Source organism: Pseudahrensia aquimaris (assembly GCF_042676045.1).
Classification (GTDB): domain Bacteria; phylum Pseudomonadota; class Alphaproteobacteria; order Rhizobiales; family Rhizobiaceae; genus Pseudahrensia; species Pseudahrensia aquimaris.
In genome coordinates this window covers 148304-166958 of sequence record NZ_JBHTJV010000025.1, presented here as the reverse complement: position 1 = coordinate 166958, position 18655 = coordinate 148304, and the positions used below count along the sequence as shown (strand labels likewise).

Genomic DNA, 18655 nt, shown 5'->3' with positions numbered 1-18655 from the left:
AATCGGAAAACCAAAGCTATGAGTGACGCAATCGACTACGCCAAGGAATACGATAATTCCGGCCGCGTTCCCAACGCAGACGAACTTATCGAACTCTACCAAATGGATGCTTCGTTCTACCGCGAGCAACGCGCCGAGCACTGCGACCTGGACAAACGCTATGGCCAAGGCGAACGCAACAGACTGGATGTTTTTTGGCCCGACGAAGGAAAAGACGTTCCCTTGGTCATGTTCATTCACGGCGGCTATTGGCAGAGACTCGACCGCAAGAGCTTTAGCCACATGGCAAGCGGCTTAAACGATCACGGCATTGCGGTTGCCATACCTTCTTACACTTTATGTCCGCAAATCTCCGTTATGGGCATCATCAACGAAATGCGCCGTGCCTGCATTTTATTGCATCAGTCTTATGGTCGAGAAATTGTCACCATCGGCCATTCCGCAGGCGGTCACCTTTCCGCATGTATGATGGCAACCGATTGGGCAGCAATTCATCCTGATTTGCCGGACGATCTGGTCACCGCAGGCATGGGTATTTCGGGCCTATACGATCTGGCACCCATACTGCAAACACCGATCAACGGTGCATTGAAACTAGACGAACAATCGGCCCATGCAGCCAGTCCGCATTATTGGGTGCCGGAGGGGCTGCACAAATTCGAGGCTTGGGCAGGTGAAGAGGAATCGAGCGAATTCCATCGCCAATCAAGAGAACTGGCCGAACGCTGGACCATGCTGGGCACTCCTACAAACTATGTCAGCGTCGAAGGCAAAAACCACTTCACCGTTGTCGATCCGCTAACCCGTGGAAACAGCGCGATGGTGGAAAAAATCGTGGAACTGGTTGCAGCGCCCGCGATTGAAATCGAACTTGATCCAAAAAAGACAAAACCCAAAAAGCCGAAAGCACCTGAGAAAAAAGCGGAAACCTCAAAAACAAAACCGCGCAAGACAGCCGCCACAAAGCCTAAGACTCCTGCCAAGACCAAAGCGTCAACGGCTTCAACCAACAAGGGCAAGAAGACCGCAAAGACCGATGAGAGCAAAACAAAGGCGGCTGAAAAGACCAAGGGCGGCTGAAACATCAACAACACTGAGCAATCCGCGGCCTTCCACGTTCAATTGCGGTGCAGAGACAAAATCATCGCCATAGCGACGCGGTCCGCCCAAAGCCAAGCCCAGCGCAACGGCAAAAGCTGTCTCCGGCCAGCCTGCATTGGGCGATCGGTGCGAAGGGGCATCCCGCGCAGTAATCGACAACAACCGCCCCGCGCTCGCAATCCCATCACGCACCGCCACCACCCCCGCCACCAGCAGCGCAGTCAGGCGTGCGGCAGGCCAATTCATAACATCATCCAAACGCGCAGCGGCCTTGCCGAAATACTCATAGCGCTCGTTGCGATGTCCGATCATTGAATCAGCCGTGTTCACCGCTTTGTAAAAAATAATCCCCGGCAGGCCCGCCAGCGCATACCAGAGAACTGGCGCAACCACACCGTCCGATGCATTCTCAGCGAGACTCTCCACCGCCGCTTTTGACACACCGCTTTCGTCCAATTGCGAAACGTCGCGCCCCACGATCATGGAAACCGCTTTTCTTCCGCCCTCGACACCATCTCTTTTCAGCGCATCGGCCACATCTTGCACATGATCTTTCAGGCTCTTTTGAGCAACCAGAATGGTCACGATGGCAAGCTCCAGTAACCAGCCAAATGGCCAATATAGAAATTGTACAAACGATGAAATCAGAATGCTGATAGTGAGCAGTGCCGCCAACAGCACGATGCCCATCCAGAACGCAAGGCGATCAGGCGATAGCCGGAAACGATCAGCCAAAGTCTGATCATCACGCTTCTCATCAAACCAATCAATTACCTTACCAAAAAGCACAACTGGATGCGGCACACGCCGCCACAACACATCGGGTTCGCCGATGAACCAGTCGAGCGCAAGGGCAATCGTGAGCAGCAACATTATGTGCAAGCCAGACTAAAGAGCATTAAAAGCTGTTAGCGCTTTGGTTAGGCGGTTGAGGTCGCTTTTGCGGGCTGGAATACCAAACCTGATCCACTCAGGCTTGCGCGGAAAGGTGCGAACAGCAATGTGCTTGGCCGCCAAAGCCTCAGCAACAGCGTCGGCCTTTTCATGCCGCGCTAAAACGAAAAGATCGGTGCCACCCACAACCTCCAGTTTCGCATTCAGCAGAACTTCTTCCAAAGCCTCCCGACCCGCACTTAACGCTTTGCGGGTGCGGGCGCGCCATTTTTCATCAAGAAGCGCTTTGGTACCGATTTCCAAAGCCGGCCCGGAAACCGCCCACGGTCCCAGAGCGCTATCAAGTCTTTCACCCAACATGGGCGCACAAAACGCCATTCCGAGCCTCGCTCCTGCCAGGCCATAAAACTTGCCGAGCGAACGCATCACAACCATGCCATCACGACCCGCCTCCGGCACAACCGATGCGTTTGGCGTTACATCGCCAAATGCTTCATCAACGACCAACAAACCACCTTTTGCGCCCAGTCTTCTGGCAAGAGCGACGAGGCCAGAACGGCCAATGATGCGCCCATCGGGATTGTTTGGATTGACCACAATCACAATACGGGCGGTCGCCTCTGCACTCTCCAAACCGTCCGTTACGTAGACTTCGTGACCGGCTTGTTGCCAGCAGACACCGTGCTCCTGATAGGTGAAGCCAACCACAGCCACAGGCTGCGGTTTGAACAGGCGAGGCAGAACCTGAATGTGCATCTGGCTTCCTGGTGCCAGCGAAACATGCGCGACCTCGTGAACACCATAAGCTTTCCGGGCCGCTGCACGGCAGGTATCGGCCAGCCCCTCGTCCGGCAGTTCTCGCCAAATGCTGGCTTCAAGTTCAGGAACTGGCCAACCTTTGGCATTGATGCCAGTGGAAAGATCGAGCCACTTGGCGCGGGTTCCACCATGTTTGGCAATTGCCGCATCGATACGGCCCCCATGAACAATACGGCTCATCAATTTAACCCCTGCGGTCGATCAAATGCATGTAGGAACCCATAACACGGTCCCGGCGCAGGCCGCACGGGCCTAAATAATCTCCAAGCGCGTCCTCAACTGAAAACAAGCGATCAGCCGCACCTTCGTCTTCGATTGTCGAGTAATGAAACTCATGGGCGGAAAAAAGGCCTCCTTTTTGCCCAAACGGCAAGTCGTCAAGAGCAGACGCGATGCGATATCCAAGATGCAGCTTTCTGCTGGCAAAACTGGTGGTCAGCGGCAAGAGCCCCGCCATGGCGTGGAGCATCCCATCCTTGTCGGTCAGCCCGTCGCCCAGCACCATATAGCCACCGCACTCGCCGTAAATGAACGCACCCCGAGCCGCCACTTGCCTCAAGCCAGTGAGAAATTGGGAGTTTCCTGCCAGCCTGCCTGCGTGAAGCTCAGGATAGCCGCCGGGCAGGAAGACGCAATCGACGCTTTCATCGGGTCCTTCGTCGCCCAAGGGTGAAAATGGCAGGATTTCCGCGCCCGCCTCTTGCCAGCCGATCAACTGGTGCGGATAGCAGAAGGCGAAGGCTTCATCGCGCGCCACCGCAATACGCTGGCCAAGGGGCGGGATGGAGCCGCGAGCGCTCCCTTGCCCATCGTCACGGGTCAAATTCAGCAGCGAATCAATGTCGACAGCAGCTGCAACGGCCCGCGCCGCATGGTCGACAAACGCTCCCAGATCACCATGCTCGCCCGCCTGCACCAGCCCCAGATGCCGTTCCGGCAAGACAAGTTCAGCATCACGCATAATGGCACCGAACATCGGCACGTTGATGGCTTCCAGCGCCGACTTCAGCATCTTCAAGTGCCGTGGCGAACCGACCTTGTTCAATATCACGGCTGCCAAGTCCACATCATCGCGGTGATCTCGAAACCCGCGAACCAACGCCGCGATGGAATGGGATTGCTTGGCAGCATCCACAACCAATACGACGGGCAAACCCAACATAACGGCAAGTTCAGCCGCCGATCCGCTCCCGTCGGCAGCGCCATCGAACAGGCCCATCATGGCCTCGACCACCAACACGCGCTTTTGCGCATGGTGTGCAACCAGCGCCGAGATCAATTCGGGACGCATGGCCCAAGGATCGAGATTGATGCAGTCGGTTCCAGCTGCGAATGTATGAAATGCGGGATCAATGAAATCCGGTCCGGCTTTTGCGGGAGCAACAGCAGCGCCCCGCTTTTCCAGCGCCCGCAACAGACCGAGCGTCAATGTCGTCTTGCCGCTGCCGGAATGGGGCGCGGCGATCATGAACCCTTTAGGAGAAGCCAAGGCCTGCCTCAGGCGCTTTGCGAAACGGCGCGCAGGCCAAGCGGATCAGTCTCAAGCACACGTCCGTCAATCGCGCCCAGCCAATCAAGCGCCTTGCGCAAACGCACCACTTCGCCCAGCACAACAATCGCGGGGGGCTTCAAGCCAAGGCTTTCCAGATCACCCAGATTACCCAGCGTGGTCTCATGAACCCGCTGATGCTCGGTCGTCGCGCTGCAGACGAAGGCAATCGGCTCATCCGGCTTGCGTCCGGCAGCCAAGAGTTTTTCAGCAATTGCATGGGCGTGTTTCATCGCCATATACATCACGATCACAGGCGACCCCTTAGCGACACCTTCCCAGTCGATAGCATCCGGCACAACGCCGCCTGCGTCATGGCCAGTCAGGAAAGTTACGTTGTGGTTAGTATCACGATGCGTCACCGGAATACCTGCATAAGCCAAACCACCGATGCCGGCAGAAATGCCCGGAACGATTCTAAACGGCACAGAATTCTCAACCAATGTCAGCGCTTCTTCACCGCCGCGCCCAAACACGAACGGATCACCACCTTTCAAACGGCAAACACGTTTGCCTTCACGAGCCAGATCAACCAGCCGCAAGGATATGTCACGCTGCTTCGGCGAAGGCTTCCCGCCGCGCTTTCCCGCATATTCCATCTGCGCCGTCTCGGGTGCGAGCGCAAGGATCGCTTCGTTCACCAAAGCATCATAAACCACCACATCAGCCTGCTGCAGAGCGTTCACGGCGTGCATGGTCAACAGTCCCGGATCGCCCGGTCCGGCGCCTACGAGCCATACCCATCCAGCATCGAATGTCGGCATATTGTCGAACGGTAGTTTCATGCTCCGACTATTGCGCAAGAAAGCGGCAAAAACCATAGCTTTTACGTCTAACTTATGTCGCCTATAAGCCATTCATGACGCCTGAAAACGATAACGAGCCAGAGCGCAAACCAGCAGGCGAATTGCGCCGTGGCTGGACCACTGGCGCTTGCGCTGCGGCGGCCACAAAAGCGGCTTTGACAGCGCTTATTACAGGCGAATTTCCAGACCCCGTCGCCATATTGTTGCCCAAGGGCGACGCCCCGCATTTTCCCCTTTGCTATGAAGCGCTAAACGACACAGGTGCACTTGCTGGCATAGTCAAGGACGCTGGCGACGACCCGGATGTCACCCACGGCGCAACGATCATCTCCCACGTTGTACCACTCCCCCCCGGCAGTGGAATTGTCTTTCAGGCCGGCGATGGTGTCGGAATAGTCACCAAAGCAGGCCTGCCCATCCCGCCGGGCGAGCCCGCCATCAACCCTGTCCCCCGCGATTTGATGCGCGGTGTGGTGGAAGAACTGTGCACGGCACACGACCTGCCCGCCGATCTGCAAATCACGATTTCAGTGCCCGGCGGCGCGGAACTGGCCAAGCAAACATGGAATCCACGCCTTGGCATCGTCGGCGGGATTTCCATCCTCGGCACAACGGGCGTGGTGCATCCCTTTTCATGCTCGGCCTGGATTCACTCCATCCACCGCGGCATCGACGTATCACGTGCAGCAGGACACGAGCGCGTATTGGGCGCGACTGGCTCAACGTCCGAGACAGCGGTGCAGGCACTCTACGGTTTGCCCGAAACCGCATTGCTCGATATGGGCGATTTTGCTGGAGGAATGCTTAAATATCTGCGCAACAACCCGGTTCCCAATGTCACAATCGCAGGCGGTTTCGCCAAGATGGTCAAACTTGCTCAAGGAGCACTTGATCTTCATTCGGGTCGTTCACAGGTGGATTTTGATTGGTTGGCAGAGCGTGCGCAAGAACTTGAGCCCGCCTTGAATCAAGATCTGAAGAAGATGATAACCGGCGCGAACACCGCAGCCGAAGTGCTTGGCCTGACTCGCGAAAACGGCATCGACATGCCAGCCCTGATCGCGCGGATGGCGCTGCATACGGTGCGTAAGACGCTGCGCGATGCGCCGATTGAATCGGAGGTGATCATCGTCGACCGAGCGGGGGAAATCATCGCCCATGCCGAATAAACCGCGCAAAATCCTGCTGCTCGGCGGCACCAAAGAAGCCGCTGAGCGCGCAGCGGAGCTCGTCGCGCAAGGTGCCGACGTCACCACATCCTTGGCAGGCCGCACGCGCGAGCCGGAGCCTGTTGCAGGCAAAGTGCGTGTAGGCGGCTTTGGCGGTGTGGAAGGTCTGGCCGATTATCTGTTGCAAAACGCCATCAACGAATTGATTGACGCCACCCACCCTTTTGCAATCCAAATCAGCGCCAACGCAAAAGCTGCCGCAGAGCGCACGGGCGTAACGCTCACCGTCTTGACCCGCGCTCCGTGGCAGCGCGAGACGGGCGACAATTGGCACATATTGCCTTCTCCCGAAGCCGCCGTTGATTCACCTCCGCCAGGCGCGACTGTGCTTCTCGCACTCGGCAGCCAACACATTGCTCCGTTCGCCCGGCGAAAAGACGTTCATTTTATCATCCGCATGATCGACCGCCCCCAAGCGCCACTGCCTTTTGCAAAGCATACAATCGTCTTGGGCAAACCATCCAGTGAACCAGACAAAGAAGCCTCATTACTCAAGGCTTACGGGGTCACTCATATAGTCTGCCGAAACTCTGGCGGGCCAGGCGCATACGGCAAAATTGTTGCCGCACGCACCCTTGGCTTGCCCGTGATCATGATCGAAAGGCCCACCCCATGAAGGCACCGCCAGAATTCGGTATAATTCCGCAGGCTTTTTGGGACGATCCCTACCCCACACTCGCTGCCATGCGCCGCGACGCGCCCATATGTTTTGTTCCCCAACTCAATGCAATCCTACTGAATAAGCGCGATGACATCTTCACATGTGAAAAGAATGTTGCCGTATTCTCATCCCAGCAGGCGGGCGGACTGATGACCGTGTTGATGGGCGAAAACATGATGCGCAAGGACGGCGACGCGCATATGAAAGAGCGGCGCGAGATTTTTCCAGCCATCTCGCCCAAGACTGTGAAAAACACATGGCGGACGCATTTCGAGCGCGAAACACGCACCGTCATCGACGGTCTGAAAGACCGCAGCGGCTTCGACATAGTGCGGGATTTTGCCATGCCAGTCTCCGGCCATGCACTTCGACACATTACAGGACTAACGCAACTGCGGCCCGATGAAATAGACCAGACCTCTCAGGCCATGATTGACGGCGTCGGTAATTACGGTGGCGACCCCGCGCTAGAAGCAGCCTGCCACGCTGCTACTGCCAAGTTAGACGCGGCAATTGACGCCCGCATCGCTGCAAACGCGCCAGACGATGATACGAGCATCGTCGCGGTACTCCACCGGGCGGGCCAACCGATCGAAAGCATCCGCGCCAACGTGAAGCTCGCAATCAGTGGCGGTCAAAACGAACCGCGTGACGCGATTGCCGGAGCCGCTTGGGCGCTGCTTACCCACCCGGAGGAACGCGCCAAAGTAGCGAAAGACGAAGCAACATGGCTTCAGGTTTTCGAGGAATATGCCCGCTGGATTTCCCCCATTGGAATGTCGCCGCGCGAAATCAAACAGGACTTTGAATGGGGCGGCGTTACGCTGGTCAAAGGCACGCGCGCATTCCTGATGTTCTCATCTGCCAACCGCGACGAAGATCACTTCGACGAACCCGATGCGTTTCGAGTCAACCGCGACACATCAAAAGCGATCTCATTCGGCGCGGGTCCGCATTTCTGCGCCTGAGCCGCCGCTTCGCGCACACTTATCGCAGAAGTGGCGCTGCCCATGCTGTTCGAAGCCTTCCCAAACATGCGCTTAAAGGCAGACGTCACATTCGGCGGATGGGCCTTCAGAGGCCCATTAAAGGTGGAAGTTTCGACACACTAAAGCGTCACTCCAGCCTTCGCCAGCAGCTTGCGCAGGCTATCAAAAGCCTCTTCCTTTCCCCAAGACCGTTTAGCGGAATCGATGTTTTTTCCCGCCTGCACCACGATTCCGCTGTCCGGTGTTGTTGCAAGAATATGATCGAAGCAACGGTGGGCCGCTTTGTCCGGCGTTGAAGACGCGAATTTCGCCAAGAACCTCAAAGGCGCTGGCATGTGCGAATTTGTGTGGGTCATTTTCGTTTTCACAAAACCGGGCTCAGTGGACAATATCCGCATTCCCTCAAAAACCCGCGCCAACTCAATCGTCAGCGCGTTGGCCGCCGCTTTTGATAACGCATAGTCCCCAAAGAGCGAGGAGCCGTTCGGTTCGATAATCTTGGTATAATCGTTCGATCGCGCGAAATTCGCAGCCGTTGACGAAACAATCACCACAGTTGGATCATCTGAACTCATATGTCCGGCAAGCGCCTTTGTTAGACGTGCAGGCGCAACGACGTTGACCTCTGCTTGTATGCCAAGACCATTTGCACCCAGCGTCTTGTCTGTCGACAGAATACCCGCGTTATGGACCAGCAAATCGACGGGGCCAGCCTTGCCCACTTGCCCTGCCAGCGCATCAACTTCTTCAGCCTTCGTCAAATCGCCCCAAACGGCAACGCGTTCCGTGCCGTTGGTCACGGCACGCGCCTTTGCTTCGTCGCGAGCGTGCGCAATGATCGAATAGCCGCGTTGTTCGAAATAGCGGCACATGGCTTCGCCAATGCCGCCCGATGCGCCTGTGATAAGTACTTTTTTCATGTCCCGCTTCGCCCCCGAAACTCGTTACGCCGTTACTTTCTTTTTGCCGCGGTTGCGCAGCACGTGGCTGTATTCGGGATTGTAGAGGTCGCTGTCGCGAAACTCCACATCACCAAATACCGGCCCAACCAAAACAAGCGCAGTGCGCGTGATTTTCGCTTCGCGCACAGCGTCCTTCATTTCGGCCAGCGTTGTCCGTATGTACAGCTCATCAGGCCAAGTCGCACGATAAGCAATCACAACAGGACAATCGTCACCGTAGTAAGGGGCCAAGGCAGCGCGAATGTAAACAAGGTTTCGAATGCTAAGGTGAATCGCCAAGGTCGCGCCGGACTTGCCAAGCGTCTCCAATTCCTCACCTTTTGGCATTGAAGAGGCCTTCATGCCCGTGCGTGTGACGATCACCGTCTGCGCGATTTCCGGCAAGGTTAGTTCGGTTTTCAGCTTCGCCGCAGCCGCTGCAAAAGCGGGAACGCCGGGCACGATTTCATAGTCGATGCCCCGCGCATCGAGCCGCCGCATCTGCTCCGCCGTCGCACCATAGATCGACGGATCACCGGAATGGACCCGAGCCACGTCCTTGCCATCCCCGTGCGCTTTCTCGATTTCCGCGATTATGGCGTCCAGATCCATCGGCGCAGTGTCCATCACCAACGCATCGTCGGGCGCAGCCTGCACGATTTCCTCCGGCACGAGCGAACCGGCATAAAGACATACGGGGCAAGCCTCGATCAATTTCAGGCCACGAACCGTGATGAGATCGGGCGCACCCGGCCCCGCTCCGATGAAATAGACGGTCATGCCGTGCTCCCCAATTGTGTGCCATCTTTGGCGGAATAGCCGCGCGGCGTGTAAACCCATTCGCGTCCGTCGCCAGTTTTCACTGTGCGCGTTTCGGACGAGCCAACGATCACCACCGTCAACATATCCACATCATCCACCTGCAATTCGGCCAGCGGCACAACCCGCACCGCTTCGCCGTCACGCCCAAGATTGGTCGCCAGAATAACGGGCGTATCGGCGGGCCGATGCTTGAGCAAAACATCGCGGGCATAGGCCAATTGGGTGCGGCGGCGTTTGGACACCGGATTGTAGAACGCGATTACGAAATCACCTTCGGCTGCCGCCTTCACCCGCATCTGGATCGCCTCCCAAGGGGTCAGCAGATCCGACAGCGAGATCGTGCAAAAGTCGTGGCCGAGAGGCGCACCGGCGCGGGCGGCCGCCCCTTGCAGGGCGGAAATTCCGGGCGAGACATAAATCGAAATACGGCTCGCCGCATCGCTCAAGCCGCCACCGTTAAGCAGTTCAAAAACCAGCGTTGCCATCGCATAGATGCCCGCATCGCCAGAGCATACAAGCGCCACATCCTTGCCCTGCCCGGCCAGTTCCATCGCATGGCGCACGCGGTCTTCCTCGCGGCCCAGATCGAAGTCATGCCGTTCGCGCCCTTCGCAGAGCGGACCCAGCAGATCGAGATAGAGCGAATAGCCCACCAGATCGGACGCCGCCAAAACAAGCCGCGTCACCTCCGGCGAGCGCCATTCGTCGCCGCCGGGGCCGATGCCAACGACGGATAAATGCCCCCGCACCCGCGCCTCGCCATTTTCCAAAATAGGTTCCGGTGCTTGCGCCACGGCGGCAGTCGCCTTGTCCGTTTTCATCTTTTCCACGATCAACACTCCCTTGTCGCCGGCAAGTGCCAGAGCCGCCGCTTCGGCAACCCCGTGACACCCGACCTCGGCAAATACGATCTTCGACGGATTGGCAAGACGCGGCGTCTCCCGCTCCAGCCTTTCGGCGGTGAAAAACAGCGCAGGCAAACCAAAATGCCTCGCCACTGCGTGAACTGCAGCCTCGTCGGCCTTTAAGTCCAGTGACACCACGGCGGCCAACGATTGAGGGGCAAGGTTTTCGCTCGCCAAGGCCCGCTCGGCCAATTCGATCACATGGTCTTCCGCCGCACCACGCTCGCACCCGATGCCGAGAACCAGCAAACGGGGATGCATGAGCAGCGCGCCATCGCCCCGGCGCACGGTCGAGCGCACAACCCGTTTCGCGTTCGCACCAACAGGAAGATCGCTTTCTCGCAGCCAATAGAGCCGCCCATCCACCTCATCGAGCGAAATCGCCTCGCCAGACAACGCCGCTGCCATCATTTCCTTTGCGAGCGACAAATTGCCGACGCGCCAGCCTGGCGGCGGCTCATCCAGCGCGATGCCGAAACGGATATCGCCAGCGGTGGTAATGGCGGCGTGGCCACCCAGCTGTTCGGCCAAATGCCGTGCAATCTGGTTCGCTCCATGATGCCCACCAAGCAGAGGCACAACGCTGCCCCCATCTTCGGAAACACAGACCACGACCGGATCTTCGTGCTTCGATTTCAGCACGGGCGCAAGAATGCGAATAACTGCCCCAGCTGCCATCACCGCAATAATTGTTTCGCCAGCGTGAAAAAGACTGCGCATATGCACAGCAGTTTCCGTGAACTCAATATCGCCGGAAGCCCGTGAGGAAAGCGCATGCACAGTGCCACCACTTGCCTGTTTAAGCGCTGCAGCGGTCTTCTCCGCGCCCGCCGTCAGGATGATGATCGCTGGCCCGCTCACTGCGCTAACCCGTCAATCGGCAGAGCCGCAATCCAGTCTTCCGCGCCTTTGTAGACCAGAATGATCGAGAAATAAGGAGCAGCACCCTCGTCAACGGCGGAAAGCGGCATGATCTTTTGATTGTCCAGCGTCACCCGCTCCAGATAGGCTGCCTGCCCCGTCAATCCGGCGCGGTTGATGAGGCCCGCCACACGCTCTAAATGCCGCCCGACCTTGATGAAAGCCAAGGCATCCGCCTGCGTAAGCGCGGTTTCAATCGTCTCGTCGTCGCTGGGCGCAGGCACGATGGTCAGCACATCGTTGCGTGCAGCCAGCGGTCGGCCCAGCACGGCGCTGGACGCCATCAGCGAGGAAATGCCCGGCACGACCTCACACGGATAATCACCCGCCAGCCGTTCGAACAGATACATGAAAGAGCCGTAAAAGAACGGATCGCCCTCGCACAACACAACCACATCCGCGCCCGAATCCAGATGCGAAGCGATCTCCGAAGCGGCTTGATCGTAAACGCTTTTTGCCGGGAACCGTTCGACCCGCATGGGAACGATGATAGGGATTTCGATCTGATCGGCGTTGAGAAACTGCGCCACGATGGAGTGGGCAAAGCTCTCGCCGCTGTCGGGCGCGGGATAAGCCACGACCTTCGCTCCCGTCAAAATGCGGTGTGCCTTCATCGTCAGCAATTCGGGATCACCCGGCCCGACGCCTATGCCGTAAAGCGTGCCCTTCATTTCCCGCCTTCTTTCACCACCAGCCACTGCGTCACAGGCATGGCCGCACGCCACCCGCGATAGGGGCCGACGCGCTCCGCCTTTTGAACCGCGAGACGAACCAGTTCGCCGCCGTGTTGTTCGTGAAGCGCAATCAGCCGCGCCTCGCTCTCAAGCGTGACCGTGTTGGCCACCAGTCGCCCGCCTTCGCGCAAAGCCTGCCAGCAGGTCTCAAACACCCCCTCTTCCGTCAGCCCGCCACCGATAAAGACAGCATCCGGCTGCGGCAGGCCCTTGAGAGCCGCAGGAGCCTTGCCGTCGACAATCCGCATTTTTTCAGCACCGAGCAGGCTGCAATTCTCACCGATCATCTCCAGCCGCTTGGGCTTGTGTTCAACCGCAACCGCCAGCGCCCCACGGGCGGCCCGCATCCACTCAACGGACACCGATCCGCAACCGGCACCCACATCCCAAAGCACCGCATCTGGATAAGGCGCGAGTTTTGCCAGCGTCACCGCACGCACGTCCTGCTTTGTCATCTGCCCGTCAGAGACAAAAGCATCGTCCGGCAGACCGCCCGTGCGCGGATACCAGCGGGCGTTGACCTCCGCGACACACTCCACTGCCAGCGTGTGAAAATCCGGCACGTCATGCGCCCAGTCTTCGGCCAACCCATCGAAGCGGTCCTCCCGCTCCCCACCGAGCGCGGCGAGGACGGTCATTTTGCTTCGGCCAAACCCCCGCTCGGTCAGCAGCATTGCCACAGCGCCGGGGCTTTCGCTGTTTTGCGTTAGCACCAGCAGGCGCATATTCGGCGCGAGATGCGGCAAAATCTGGCTGTCCGCCCGGCCATGAATTGTGAGCGTATCGCAATCAGCAAGGCTCCACCCCATCCGTGCCGCCGCCCATTGAAAGGCTGAAAGCTGCGGGTGGAAGCGCACTTCTTGAGCCGGAATAGCCCGGATGATGCGGGCGCCGACCGAATACCAAAGCGGATCACCCGTTACCAGAATGACAAGCCGCTTGCTCTTGTACGATCGGATCACGTCGATCATTGCATCGAACGGCGATGGCCAGCTGATGCGCTCGCCTGTCACGTTTGGCGCAAGACTGTGGTGACGATCTCCGCCAATGATGACTTCCGCCGCCTCCAGCCGCGCACTAGCTTCGCGGGAAAGGCCATCAACACCGTCTTCGCCAATACCGATAATGTCGAGCCAGGGTTCGCTCATAAGGCTACCACCATTCGGATGAAAACCACCACAGCCATGCCCAAACAGGTTGCCGAGGAAAACAGCGGATACCAATGGCGCACAGCCACGCCCCATTTGCCGCCATCATGCATCTTCGACCACTGCGCCTGCACCACAAAGCCGACGATCAAGAGATAGACATGAAGCTGAAACACCAGAGCGATCACAACTAAACTCAACAGCCCAACCGACACTTCCTGCAACAGAACATTTCGCTCTACCGGCTGCACCAGCAAAGCGCCGAGCCAAAGAGACGTCATCACCGTGAGATTGATTGTGTTGCCAAGGACAAAAATATCCGGTTGCGGCAACAGCATAACGGCGCTGAGCGCGATGCCGAAGACAAGACCGCCGAGATAATGGAAAAGCGGATGTGCGATCATCCCAAGCCTCCGGCCAAGGCGTTGACCACGCTGCTGGCCATCGCGGAACCGCCCCGTCGGCCATGGACGGTGATGAAATTCAAGTCTTCGCTGAATTCCGCAAGCGCTTGTTTTGACTCAACCGCACCCACAAAGCCGACAGGAATGCCGATCACCAGAGCGGGCAAGCCCGCCCCCTCCAGGATGCGCTCCATCAGGCGGAAAAGGGCAGTCGGTGCATTGCCGATCACGCAGACCGAACCATCGAGAGGTTCCCAAAGATCGACCGCCGCTGCGGAGCGTGTGTTACCAATGGCTTTTGCATGGGCCGGAGTGCCAGGATCGTTCAACGTGCAGACCAGCAGATTATCCGCAGGCATGAGGCGCGAAATGATGCCGGAGCGCACCATCTCCACGTCGCAATATACGGTGGCGCCCAGTGCCAGCGCATTCCGCCCCACTTCGGCGGCGCCTGCGCTGAAGGCCAGATCGTCGATGACGTCGATCATGCCGCAGGAATGGATGAGCCGCGTTGCAACAGGCTGCATGGCTTCCGGCAGACGATCCAGCGCGGCTTCGCGCTCTACGGTCGCAAAAGACTGGCGGTAGATTTCTGCCGGGTCGCAGACGTAATCGAAGGCCATCATGCCGCCTCCGCAAGGGCGCTCAAATCGTGGCGCGCGCCAACGATCCAGCCCTCTTCGCGCAGCACTTGCTCGCGGTGTGCTTCGCTCAAATCCTTCGGTGCGGAGAGCAGCGTTCGAAGGTGGCCGCTGCGATCAATCCGGGCGAAGGCCTCAGCCAGCGTGCGCACCTGCGCTGCATCCTTGATTTCGGCAGCAAGCGGGCGAACGGGGATCATGGAAGGATAGACCTCGCAGAGCGTCACCGGCTTGCTGAAATCGGCGTCGAACGCCGTCTCGAACGGCCAGACAGCGATCGCCTCGGACATGCTCTGCCGCAGATTTTCCAGCCGTGCGATGCCCAGCAGGGACTGGCTCCCGACCGACCCCGTGTAAGCCAGTTTCCACATGGGTTGCGCGCTGGCGAAGCATTCCTCGACCAGCCGCTTTTCCGAGACTGCGTTGTAAAGCGGCCTTTTGGTTTCCAGATGGGCGTAACGCCCCGCATGCGCAGCTGGGTGGCCCCAGAAGGGACGCTCGCCATGAGCGGCCTCAAACACGGCGTTGAAATGCGAGCCCACGTCGAAACGGTTGGAGCGGTTGTCCTCTTGGTCTTCCACGCGTGCCGCGATCTCGCGCCAGACGTCCCGCCATGCCACGCCATCGCTCATCACAGCAGCCGCACCGGCAGGGTAACCGAAGCCGAAATCGAAACCGATGAGCAACCGCTTGCCATCTGACATCGCCTCGCCGATTCCATCAACGATCCAAGCCACAGCCTGCGCCCGTGTGGGCATATTCAAGCAATCCGGGGCTTGGCCGACGCGGCAGCGATAAATCCAGATCGAATCCGCCCCGCGCTTCGGCGAATTGTTGGCAGACCAATCGACGATCACATGATGGTCGAAGAGATGCCCCATCAGCCCTTTTTCATCGAGTTCGGCCCATGCGGATGGTCCGCATGGGGGTATGGATGATGGTGGTGCCCGTGGTCATGATCGTGGGAATGATCGTGGTCATGCTCGTGCCCGTGATCATGGCTGTGGTCGTGGGAATGAAGCGGGGTCCATTTCAGACCGTGCTTCTTGCAAAATTCCTCATCGCGGCACGATGCATCACAATCGCCTTTGCAGGGGCAATTTTCTAGGCCGCCGCCAATGCCTTCCACGTGGTGGTGATGGCTTTCCTGCGCGAGGCCAACCTGATCTTCGAACCCCAGAACCTGCTCGCGGTATTTGCACATCTGGCAGTTCATGACGTTCTGCCCGGCCTCGATTTCGTTCACGCGGTCCACGAACGTCGACAGCACCAAGTCGTGGTCGTTCAGATATCCAGCCTTCAAGAATTCAATATCGGGATAACGCTCAGCCACCTGATCCGTGAACGAATAAATCCGCTTGATCAGCACGCCGGTGAACAGGAAATACGGGAAAACAACAATGCGCTTGTAGCCCAGCTTGGCGGCGTGTTCGAGGCCCGGCTCCACCAGCGGGAACGTAACCCCCGAATAGCAGACCTCGCCCCAACCAAAGCCGAAGCCTTCCCACAGCATACGCATAATCTTGTTGATGTTGGAGTTTGCATCCGGGTCCGACGACCCGCGCCCCACCACCATGAGAAGTGTTTCATGCTTGTCGGCATCGCCTTCAGCCGCGTCCAGCGCCTCCTGGATGCGGGAGGCAGCGGCGCGGATCATCTTAAGATCCACACCCAATTCGCGGCCATAAAGAATTTCCATGCCCGGATTTTGCGCCTGATAGGTGTTCAGCACCGAAGGAATGTCGTTCTTCGCGTGACCGGCGGCAAACAACATGCCCGGCACGGCCAGCACCTTCGTGCAGCCCTGCTCGCGCAGGCTGTCGAGACCGTGGCTGATCACCGGATTGGCAAATTCCAGATAGCCGTATTCAACTGGCGCATCGCCAAATCGGCCTTTGAGCCCTTCAGAAACTTTGGCAAATTCCTTCATGGCATTTTGATTTCGGCTTCCGTGACCGCAAATCATGATGCCGATTTTTTCCGTTACACTCATGCCGCTTCTCCCTCAGCTTCCAGCTCTTCGGCGTCTTCTTCGTTCTTGCGAGCTTTTCGCTCCTGCGCCTTTGCCCGCGCCAAAGCCGCCGCCAGCGCAGCTGCAGCAGCCGCCACACCGATGGCAATCGCGTGGCCATGGCCCGCCAACTCGCCCACATGTCCCCAGTGGGCATGGGCCTGCGAGGCTGGCGCGAAGGCCAGCAAAGCAAACACCAGAGATTGGAGAAGAGGTTTCGTCATGGCGCCTATCCAAACAGTTCAAAGATGAGGCCGCCACATGCCTGCCCTTTTCGAGCAGGCTTAACGCGTTCGACGGTTTCGGGTTTGGCTCCCGGTCTGGGTCAGCCGCACCGAAATCGCTTTCAGCCCTTACAGGGGCACCATCGGTTATTCTCCAGAAGGTCTACGCAAAGCGCACCGTACAGGCAATTGGATTCGCGCCGTTGTGGTGATCTTTTGCGACGGTTGACCAACTAGGCCGCTTCGTATTCGCTCAATTTGAACAATTTAGCCAAGTGTTCGAGCAGTTCAGTCTCCAGCGGGTGACGTATTCCATCGGAATCTGCCAGCGAAACCAGATGATCCATAACTGCCATCCGCTTATCGATGTCGAAAGCGGAATTGATGATTGAGGCAAACGGGAACAGGCTCGGTGATGATGCATCAGTCTCTGCACCGCGATGCATCAGATCGTGGATTTGATCGTCATCTAGATCAAACTGCTCGCCCAGGATATTCGTAAACGTCTCAATTTCGCGCAGGGTTACTGCCCCATCAACGGCCATCATATGATAGTAGATCGCTGCAACCGCGGTGCGCACATCGCGGCTCGGGAAGTCCCCTCCCTCGCCCTTCTCCAGCCATTCGATAATACGATCGAACATGATTCCCGCCTGTGTTGCGTAAGTTTACGCCCCACAGGCATCAAATGCCAAGGTAGGATGGGTCTACAGCCAGCCGCGCACTTCGTCAGGATCGTAGCCTAAGACCTTGGCAACGCGCGCGATCATGTCCACTTCAGCCTCATGCATACGGCTATCAGCCCGCGCCATCGAGATCAGATTGACCAACAAATCGCGTTTGCGTCCACCGTCCATGTCTTCGAACATCGCTGCTAATTGCTCGCCTGATGTCTCGTAACCATAGTCTTTGAGGAATGCGATGACCTCAGGCACATCAGCTTCAGGGATTTTGAAGACGGTGCTGCACAGCATTTTGAACATCGCGATTTCTTCAGCCGACATTGCGCCATCGGCAAACATCATCCGCATAACCAGCAAAAGTTCTGACGCCTTTTGTGGATCATCAGCCACCATCTGTACCGAGGATTTCGTCCCCAGCATGTCTTTCACACTTTCAAGTATGCCCATTGCCTGAACCCTGTACTCAGTCTCATTTGTAGTAGTTTTCCGTCATGTTGGACGCCAGGACAAGCGGTGTTTTGACGCCCACTAAAACTCCACACCGACCTGCGCTTTCACACCATCGCGAAACGGATGCTTGATCATTGTCATTTCCGTCACAAGATCGGCGAAATCCATCAACTCGTCCTTGGCATTGCGGCCCGTGATGATGACGTGCTTCATCTCCGGCTTGTTGCGCAGTGTCTCGATGATTTCGTCCACCGGCAGATAGTCATAACGCAGAACGATGTTCAACTCGTCGCACAGAACCATGTCGTGCTCGTCGTCCATGATCATTTCCTTGGCCCGCTCCCAAGCGGCACGGGCAGCATCAATGTCGCGTTGACGGTCCTGGGTTTCCCAAGTGAAACCATCGCCCATCGCAGTCATGGTCACCTGATCGCCCAGCTTCTCAAGGATGACTCGCTCGCCCGTTTGCCATTTGCCTTTGACGAACTGCACGACGCCAACCTTCATGCCGTTGCCCAATGCACGAAACACCATGCCGAAGGCGGCAGTGGACTTGCCCTTGCCCTTGCCGGTGTGAACCATCACCAGCCCTTTCTCACGGGTCTTCGTGGCGATGATCTTGTCGCGCGCGGCTTTCTTCTTCTTCATCTTATCCGCGTGGCGGGCGTTCAGTTCTTCCTCGCTCATATTGGCGAGGGCTTCCGATTTCTTGGCCATGTTTGT

Annotated in this window: 21 protein-coding genes; 4 read left to right on the top strand and 17 right to left on the bottom strand. The window is 57.8% G+C overall.

The window, feature by feature from the left end:
* Positions 1 to 18: 18 nt before the first annotated feature.
* Entirely contained in the window at positions 19 to 1080 is a 1062-nt protein-coding gene (locus ACFQ14_RS15235) for an alpha/beta hydrolase (protein WP_377213607.1), read from the top strand.
* Here ACFQ14_RS15235 and cbiB read toward each other — a convergent pair.
* The 4 genes from cbiB to cobA are packed head-to-tail and all read right to left on the bottom strand — an operon-like array spanning position 1003 to position 5148.
* Complete coding sequence (cbiB, locus tag ACFQ14_RS15230; protein ID WP_377213606.1) at positions 1003 to 1974, bottom strand: adenosylcobinamide-phosphate synthase CbiB; 972 nt, start codon at positions 1972 to 1974, stop codon at positions 1003 to 1005. The genes ACFQ14_RS15235 and cbiB overlap by 78 nt on opposite strands.
* 15 nt (positions 1975 to 1989) lie before the next feature.
* Positions 1990 to 2994: a threonine-phosphate decarboxylase CobD gene (gene cobD, locus ACFQ14_RS15225; RefSeq protein WP_377213605.1), complete on the bottom strand. Its 1005-nt coding sequence runs from the start codon at positions 2992 to 2994 to the stop codon at positions 1990 to 1992.
* Positions 2995 to 2998: 4 nt separating this feature from the next.
* Entirely contained in the window at positions 2999 to 4282 is a 1284-nt protein-coding gene (locus ACFQ14_RS15220; protein ID WP_377213696.1) for a cobyrinate a,c-diamide synthase, read from the bottom strand.
* A gap of 29 nt (positions 4283 to 4311) precedes the next feature.
* Entirely contained in the window at positions 4312 to 5148 is an 837-nt protein-coding gene (cobA, locus tag ACFQ14_RS15215) for a uroporphyrinogen-III C-methyltransferase (RefSeq protein WP_377213604.1), read from the bottom strand.
* A gap of 74 nt (positions 5149 to 5222) precedes the next feature.
* On the opposite strand from cobA, the gene ACFQ14_RS15210 reads away from it, so the two are divergent.
* The 3 genes from ACFQ14_RS15210 to ACFQ14_RS15200 are packed head-to-tail and all read left to right on the top strand — an operon-like array spanning position 5223 to position 8027.
* A complete protein-coding gene (locus tag ACFQ14_RS15210; protein WP_377213603.1) occupies positions 5223 to 6338 on the top strand; it encodes a cobalt-precorrin-5B (C(1))-methyltransferase in 1116 nt (371 codons plus the stop codon).
* A complete protein-coding gene (locus tag ACFQ14_RS15205) occupies positions 6328 to 7014 on the top strand; it encodes a cobalt-precorrin-6A reductase (RefSeq protein ID WP_377213602.1) in 687 nt (228 codons plus the stop codon). The genes ACFQ14_RS15210 and ACFQ14_RS15205 overlap by 11 nt, the downstream gene beginning before the upstream one ends.
* Positions 7011 to 8027 carry a cytochrome P450 gene (locus tag ACFQ14_RS15200; RefSeq protein WP_377213601.1) on the top strand — a complete coding sequence of 339 codons (1017 nt, stop codon included), beginning with the start codon at positions 7011 to 7013 and terminating at the stop codon, positions 8025 to 8027. Before ACFQ14_RS15205 ends, ACFQ14_RS15200 begins: the two co-directional genes overlap by 4 nt.
* A 140-nt stretch (positions 8028 to 8167) precedes the next feature.
* On the opposite strand, the gene ACFQ14_RS15195 is transcribed toward ACFQ14_RS15200, so the two are convergent.
* The 13 genes from ACFQ14_RS15195 to cobO all read right to left on the bottom strand — a co-directional run bounded on the left by ACFQ14_RS15195 (position 8168) and on the right by cobO (position 18649).
* Entirely contained in the window at positions 8168 to 8968 is an 801-nt protein-coding gene (locus ACFQ14_RS15195; protein WP_377213600.1) for an SDR family NAD(P)-dependent oxidoreductase, read from the bottom strand.
* 24 nt (positions 8969 to 8992) lie between these two features.
* Entirely contained in the window at positions 8993 to 9769 is a 777-nt protein-coding gene (gene cobM / locus ACFQ14_RS15190) for a precorrin-4 C(11)-methyltransferase (protein WP_377213599.1), read from the bottom strand.
* A complete protein-coding gene (cobJ, locus tag ACFQ14_RS15185; RefSeq protein ID WP_377213598.1) occupies positions 9766 to 11577 on the bottom strand; it encodes a precorrin-3B C(17)-methyltransferase in 1812 nt (603 codons plus the stop codon). The genes cobM and cobJ overlap by 4 nt, the downstream gene beginning before the upstream one ends.
* A complete protein-coding gene (cobI, locus tag ACFQ14_RS15180) occupies positions 11574 to 12308 on the bottom strand; it encodes a precorrin-2 C(20)-methyltransferase (protein ID WP_377213597.1) in 735 nt (244 codons plus the stop codon). The genes cobJ and cobI overlap by 4 nt, the downstream gene beginning before the upstream one ends.
* Positions 12305 to 13519, bottom strand: a complete 1215-nt coding sequence (gene cbiE, locus ACFQ14_RS15175) for a precorrin-6y C5,15-methyltransferase (decarboxylating) subunit CbiE (protein WP_377213596.1) — start codon at positions 13517 to 13519, stop codon at positions 12305 to 12307. The genes cobI and cbiE overlap by 4 nt, the downstream gene beginning before the upstream one ends.
* Positions 13516 to 13923 (bottom strand): hypothetical protein, encoded by a 408-nt coding sequence (locus ACFQ14_RS15170; protein WP_377213595.1) that lies wholly within the window; start codon positions 13921 to 13923, stop codon positions 13516 to 13518. Before ACFQ14_RS15170 ends, cbiE begins: the two co-directional genes overlap by 4 nt.
* The gene (locus ACFQ14_RS15165; protein WP_377213695.1) at positions 13920 to 14546 is read right to left on the bottom strand and encodes a precorrin-8X methylmutase; all 627 of its coding nucleotides are present in this window, start codon (positions 14544 to 14546) and stop codon (positions 13920 to 13922) included. Before ACFQ14_RS15165 ends, ACFQ14_RS15170 begins: the two co-directional genes overlap by 4 nt.
* Positions 14546 to 15445, bottom strand: coding sequence for a hypothetical protein (locus ACFQ14_RS15160; protein WP_377213594.1), 900 nt, complete (start codon positions 15443 to 15445; stop codon positions 14546 to 14548). The genes ACFQ14_RS15165 and ACFQ14_RS15160 overlap by 1 nt, the downstream gene beginning before the upstream one ends.
* A complete protein-coding gene (locus ACFQ14_RS15155) occupies positions 15445 to 16557 on the bottom strand; it encodes a sirohydrochlorin chelatase (RefSeq protein ID WP_377213593.1) in 1113 nt (370 codons plus the stop codon). Before ACFQ14_RS15155 ends, ACFQ14_RS15160 begins: the two co-directional genes overlap by 1 nt.
* Positions 16554 to 16799, bottom strand: a complete 246-nt coding sequence (locus ACFQ14_RS15150; RefSeq protein ID WP_377213592.1) for a DUF6732 family protein — start codon at positions 16797 to 16799, stop codon at positions 16554 to 16556. Before ACFQ14_RS15150 ends, ACFQ14_RS15155 begins: the two co-directional genes overlap by 4 nt.
* Before the next feature lie 233 nt (positions 16800 to 17032).
* Positions 17033 to 17443: a tellurite resistance TerB family protein gene (locus ACFQ14_RS15145; RefSeq protein ID WP_377213591.1), complete on the bottom strand. Its 411-nt coding sequence runs from the start codon at positions 17441 to 17443 to the stop codon at positions 17033 to 17035.
* 63 nt (positions 17444 to 17506) lie between these two features.
* Positions 17507 to 17929 carry a TerB family tellurite resistance protein gene (locus ACFQ14_RS15140; RefSeq protein WP_377213590.1) on the bottom strand — a complete coding sequence of 141 codons (423 nt, stop codon included), beginning with the start codon at positions 17927 to 17929 and terminating at the stop codon, positions 17507 to 17509.
* Between the two features lie 81 nt (positions 17930 to 18010).
* Positions 18011 to 18649 carry a cob(I)yrinic acid a,c-diamide adenosyltransferase gene (cobO, locus tag ACFQ14_RS15135; protein ID WP_377213589.1) on the bottom strand — a complete coding sequence of 213 codons (639 nt, stop codon included), beginning with the start codon at positions 18647 to 18649 and terminating at the stop codon, positions 18011 to 18013.
* Positions 18650 to 18655 lie beyond the last annotated feature (6 nt).

Excerpts from the sequence above, each read along its gene's own strand:
- cbiE (WP_377213596.1), bottom strand. The coding sequence starts at position 13,519 with ATGAGCGAACCCTGGCTCGACATTATCGGTATTGGCGAAGACGGTGTT.
- ACFQ14_RS15205 (WP_377213602.1), top strand. The coding sequence starts at position 6,328 with ATGCCGAATAAACCGCGCAAAATCCTGCTGCTCGGCGGCACCAAAGAA.
- ACFQ14_RS15155 (WP_377213593.1), bottom strand. The coding sequence starts at position 16,557 with ATGAGTGTAACGGAAAAAATCGGCATCATGATTTGCGGTCACGGAAGC.
- ACFQ14_RS15210 (WP_377213603.1), top strand. The coding sequence starts at position 5,223 with ATGACGCCTGAAAACGATAACGAGCCAGAGCGCAAACCAGCAGGCGAA.
- ACFQ14_RS15195 (WP_377213600.1), bottom strand. The coding sequence starts at position 8,968 with ATGAAAAAAGTACTTATCACAGGCGCATCGGGCGGCATTGGCGAAGCC.
- ACFQ14_RS15235 (WP_377213607.1), top strand. The coding sequence starts at position 19 with ATGAGTGACGCAATCGACTACGCCAAGGAATACGATAATTCCGGCCGC.
- ACFQ14_RS15150 (WP_377213592.1), bottom strand. The coding sequence starts at position 16,799 with ATGACGAAACCTCTTCTCCAATCTCTGGTGTTTGCTTTGCTGGCCTTC.
- cobM (WP_377213599.1), bottom strand. The coding sequence starts at position 9,769 with ATGACCGTCTATTTCATCGGAGCGGGGCCGGGTGCGCCCGATCTCATC.
- ACFQ14_RS15220 (WP_377213696.1), bottom strand. The coding sequence starts at position 4,282 with ATGATCGCCGCGCCCCATTCCGGCAGCGGCAAGACGACATTGACGCTC.
- cobI (WP_377213597.1), bottom strand. The coding sequence starts at position 12,308 with ATGAAGGGCACGCTTTACGGCATAGGCGTCGGGCCGGGTGATCCCGAA.
- cbiB (WP_377213606.1), bottom strand. The coding sequence starts at position 1,974 with ATGTTGCTGCTCACGATTGCCCTTGCGCTCGACTGGTTCATCGGCGAA.
- ACFQ14_RS15160 (WP_377213594.1), bottom strand. The coding sequence starts at position 15,445 with ATGGGGCATCTCTTCGACCATCATGTGATCGTCGATTGGTCTGCCAAC.
- cobD (WP_377213605.1), bottom strand. The coding sequence starts at position 2,994 with ATGAGCCGTATTGTTCATGGGGGCCGTATCGATGCGGCAATTGCCAAA.
- cobA (WP_377213604.1), bottom strand. The coding sequence starts at position 5,148 with ATGAAACTACCGTTCGACAATATGCCGACATTCGATGCTGGATGGGTA.
- ACFQ14_RS15165 (WP_377213695.1), bottom strand. The coding sequence starts at position 14,546 with ATGGCCTTCGATTACGTCTGCGACCCGGCAGAAATCTACCGCCAGTCT.
- cobO (WP_377213589.1), bottom strand. The coding sequence starts at position 18,649 with ATGGCCAAGAAATCGGAAGCCCTCGCCAATATGAGCGAGGAAGAACTG.
- ACFQ14_RS15170 (WP_377213595.1), bottom strand. The coding sequence starts at position 13,923 with ATGATCGCACATCCGCTTTTCCATTATCTCGGCGGTCTTGTCTTCGGC.
- ACFQ14_RS15200 (WP_377213601.1), top strand. The coding sequence starts at position 7,011 with ATGAAGGCACCGCCAGAATTCGGTATAATTCCGCAGGCTTTTTGGGAC.
- ACFQ14_RS15140 (WP_377213590.1), bottom strand. The coding sequence starts at position 17,929 with ATGGGCATACTTGAAAGTGTGAAAGACATGCTGGGGACGAAATCCTCG.
- ACFQ14_RS15145 (WP_377213591.1), bottom strand. The coding sequence starts at position 17,443 with ATGTTCGATCGTATTATCGAATGGCTGGAGAAGGGCGAGGGAGGGGAC.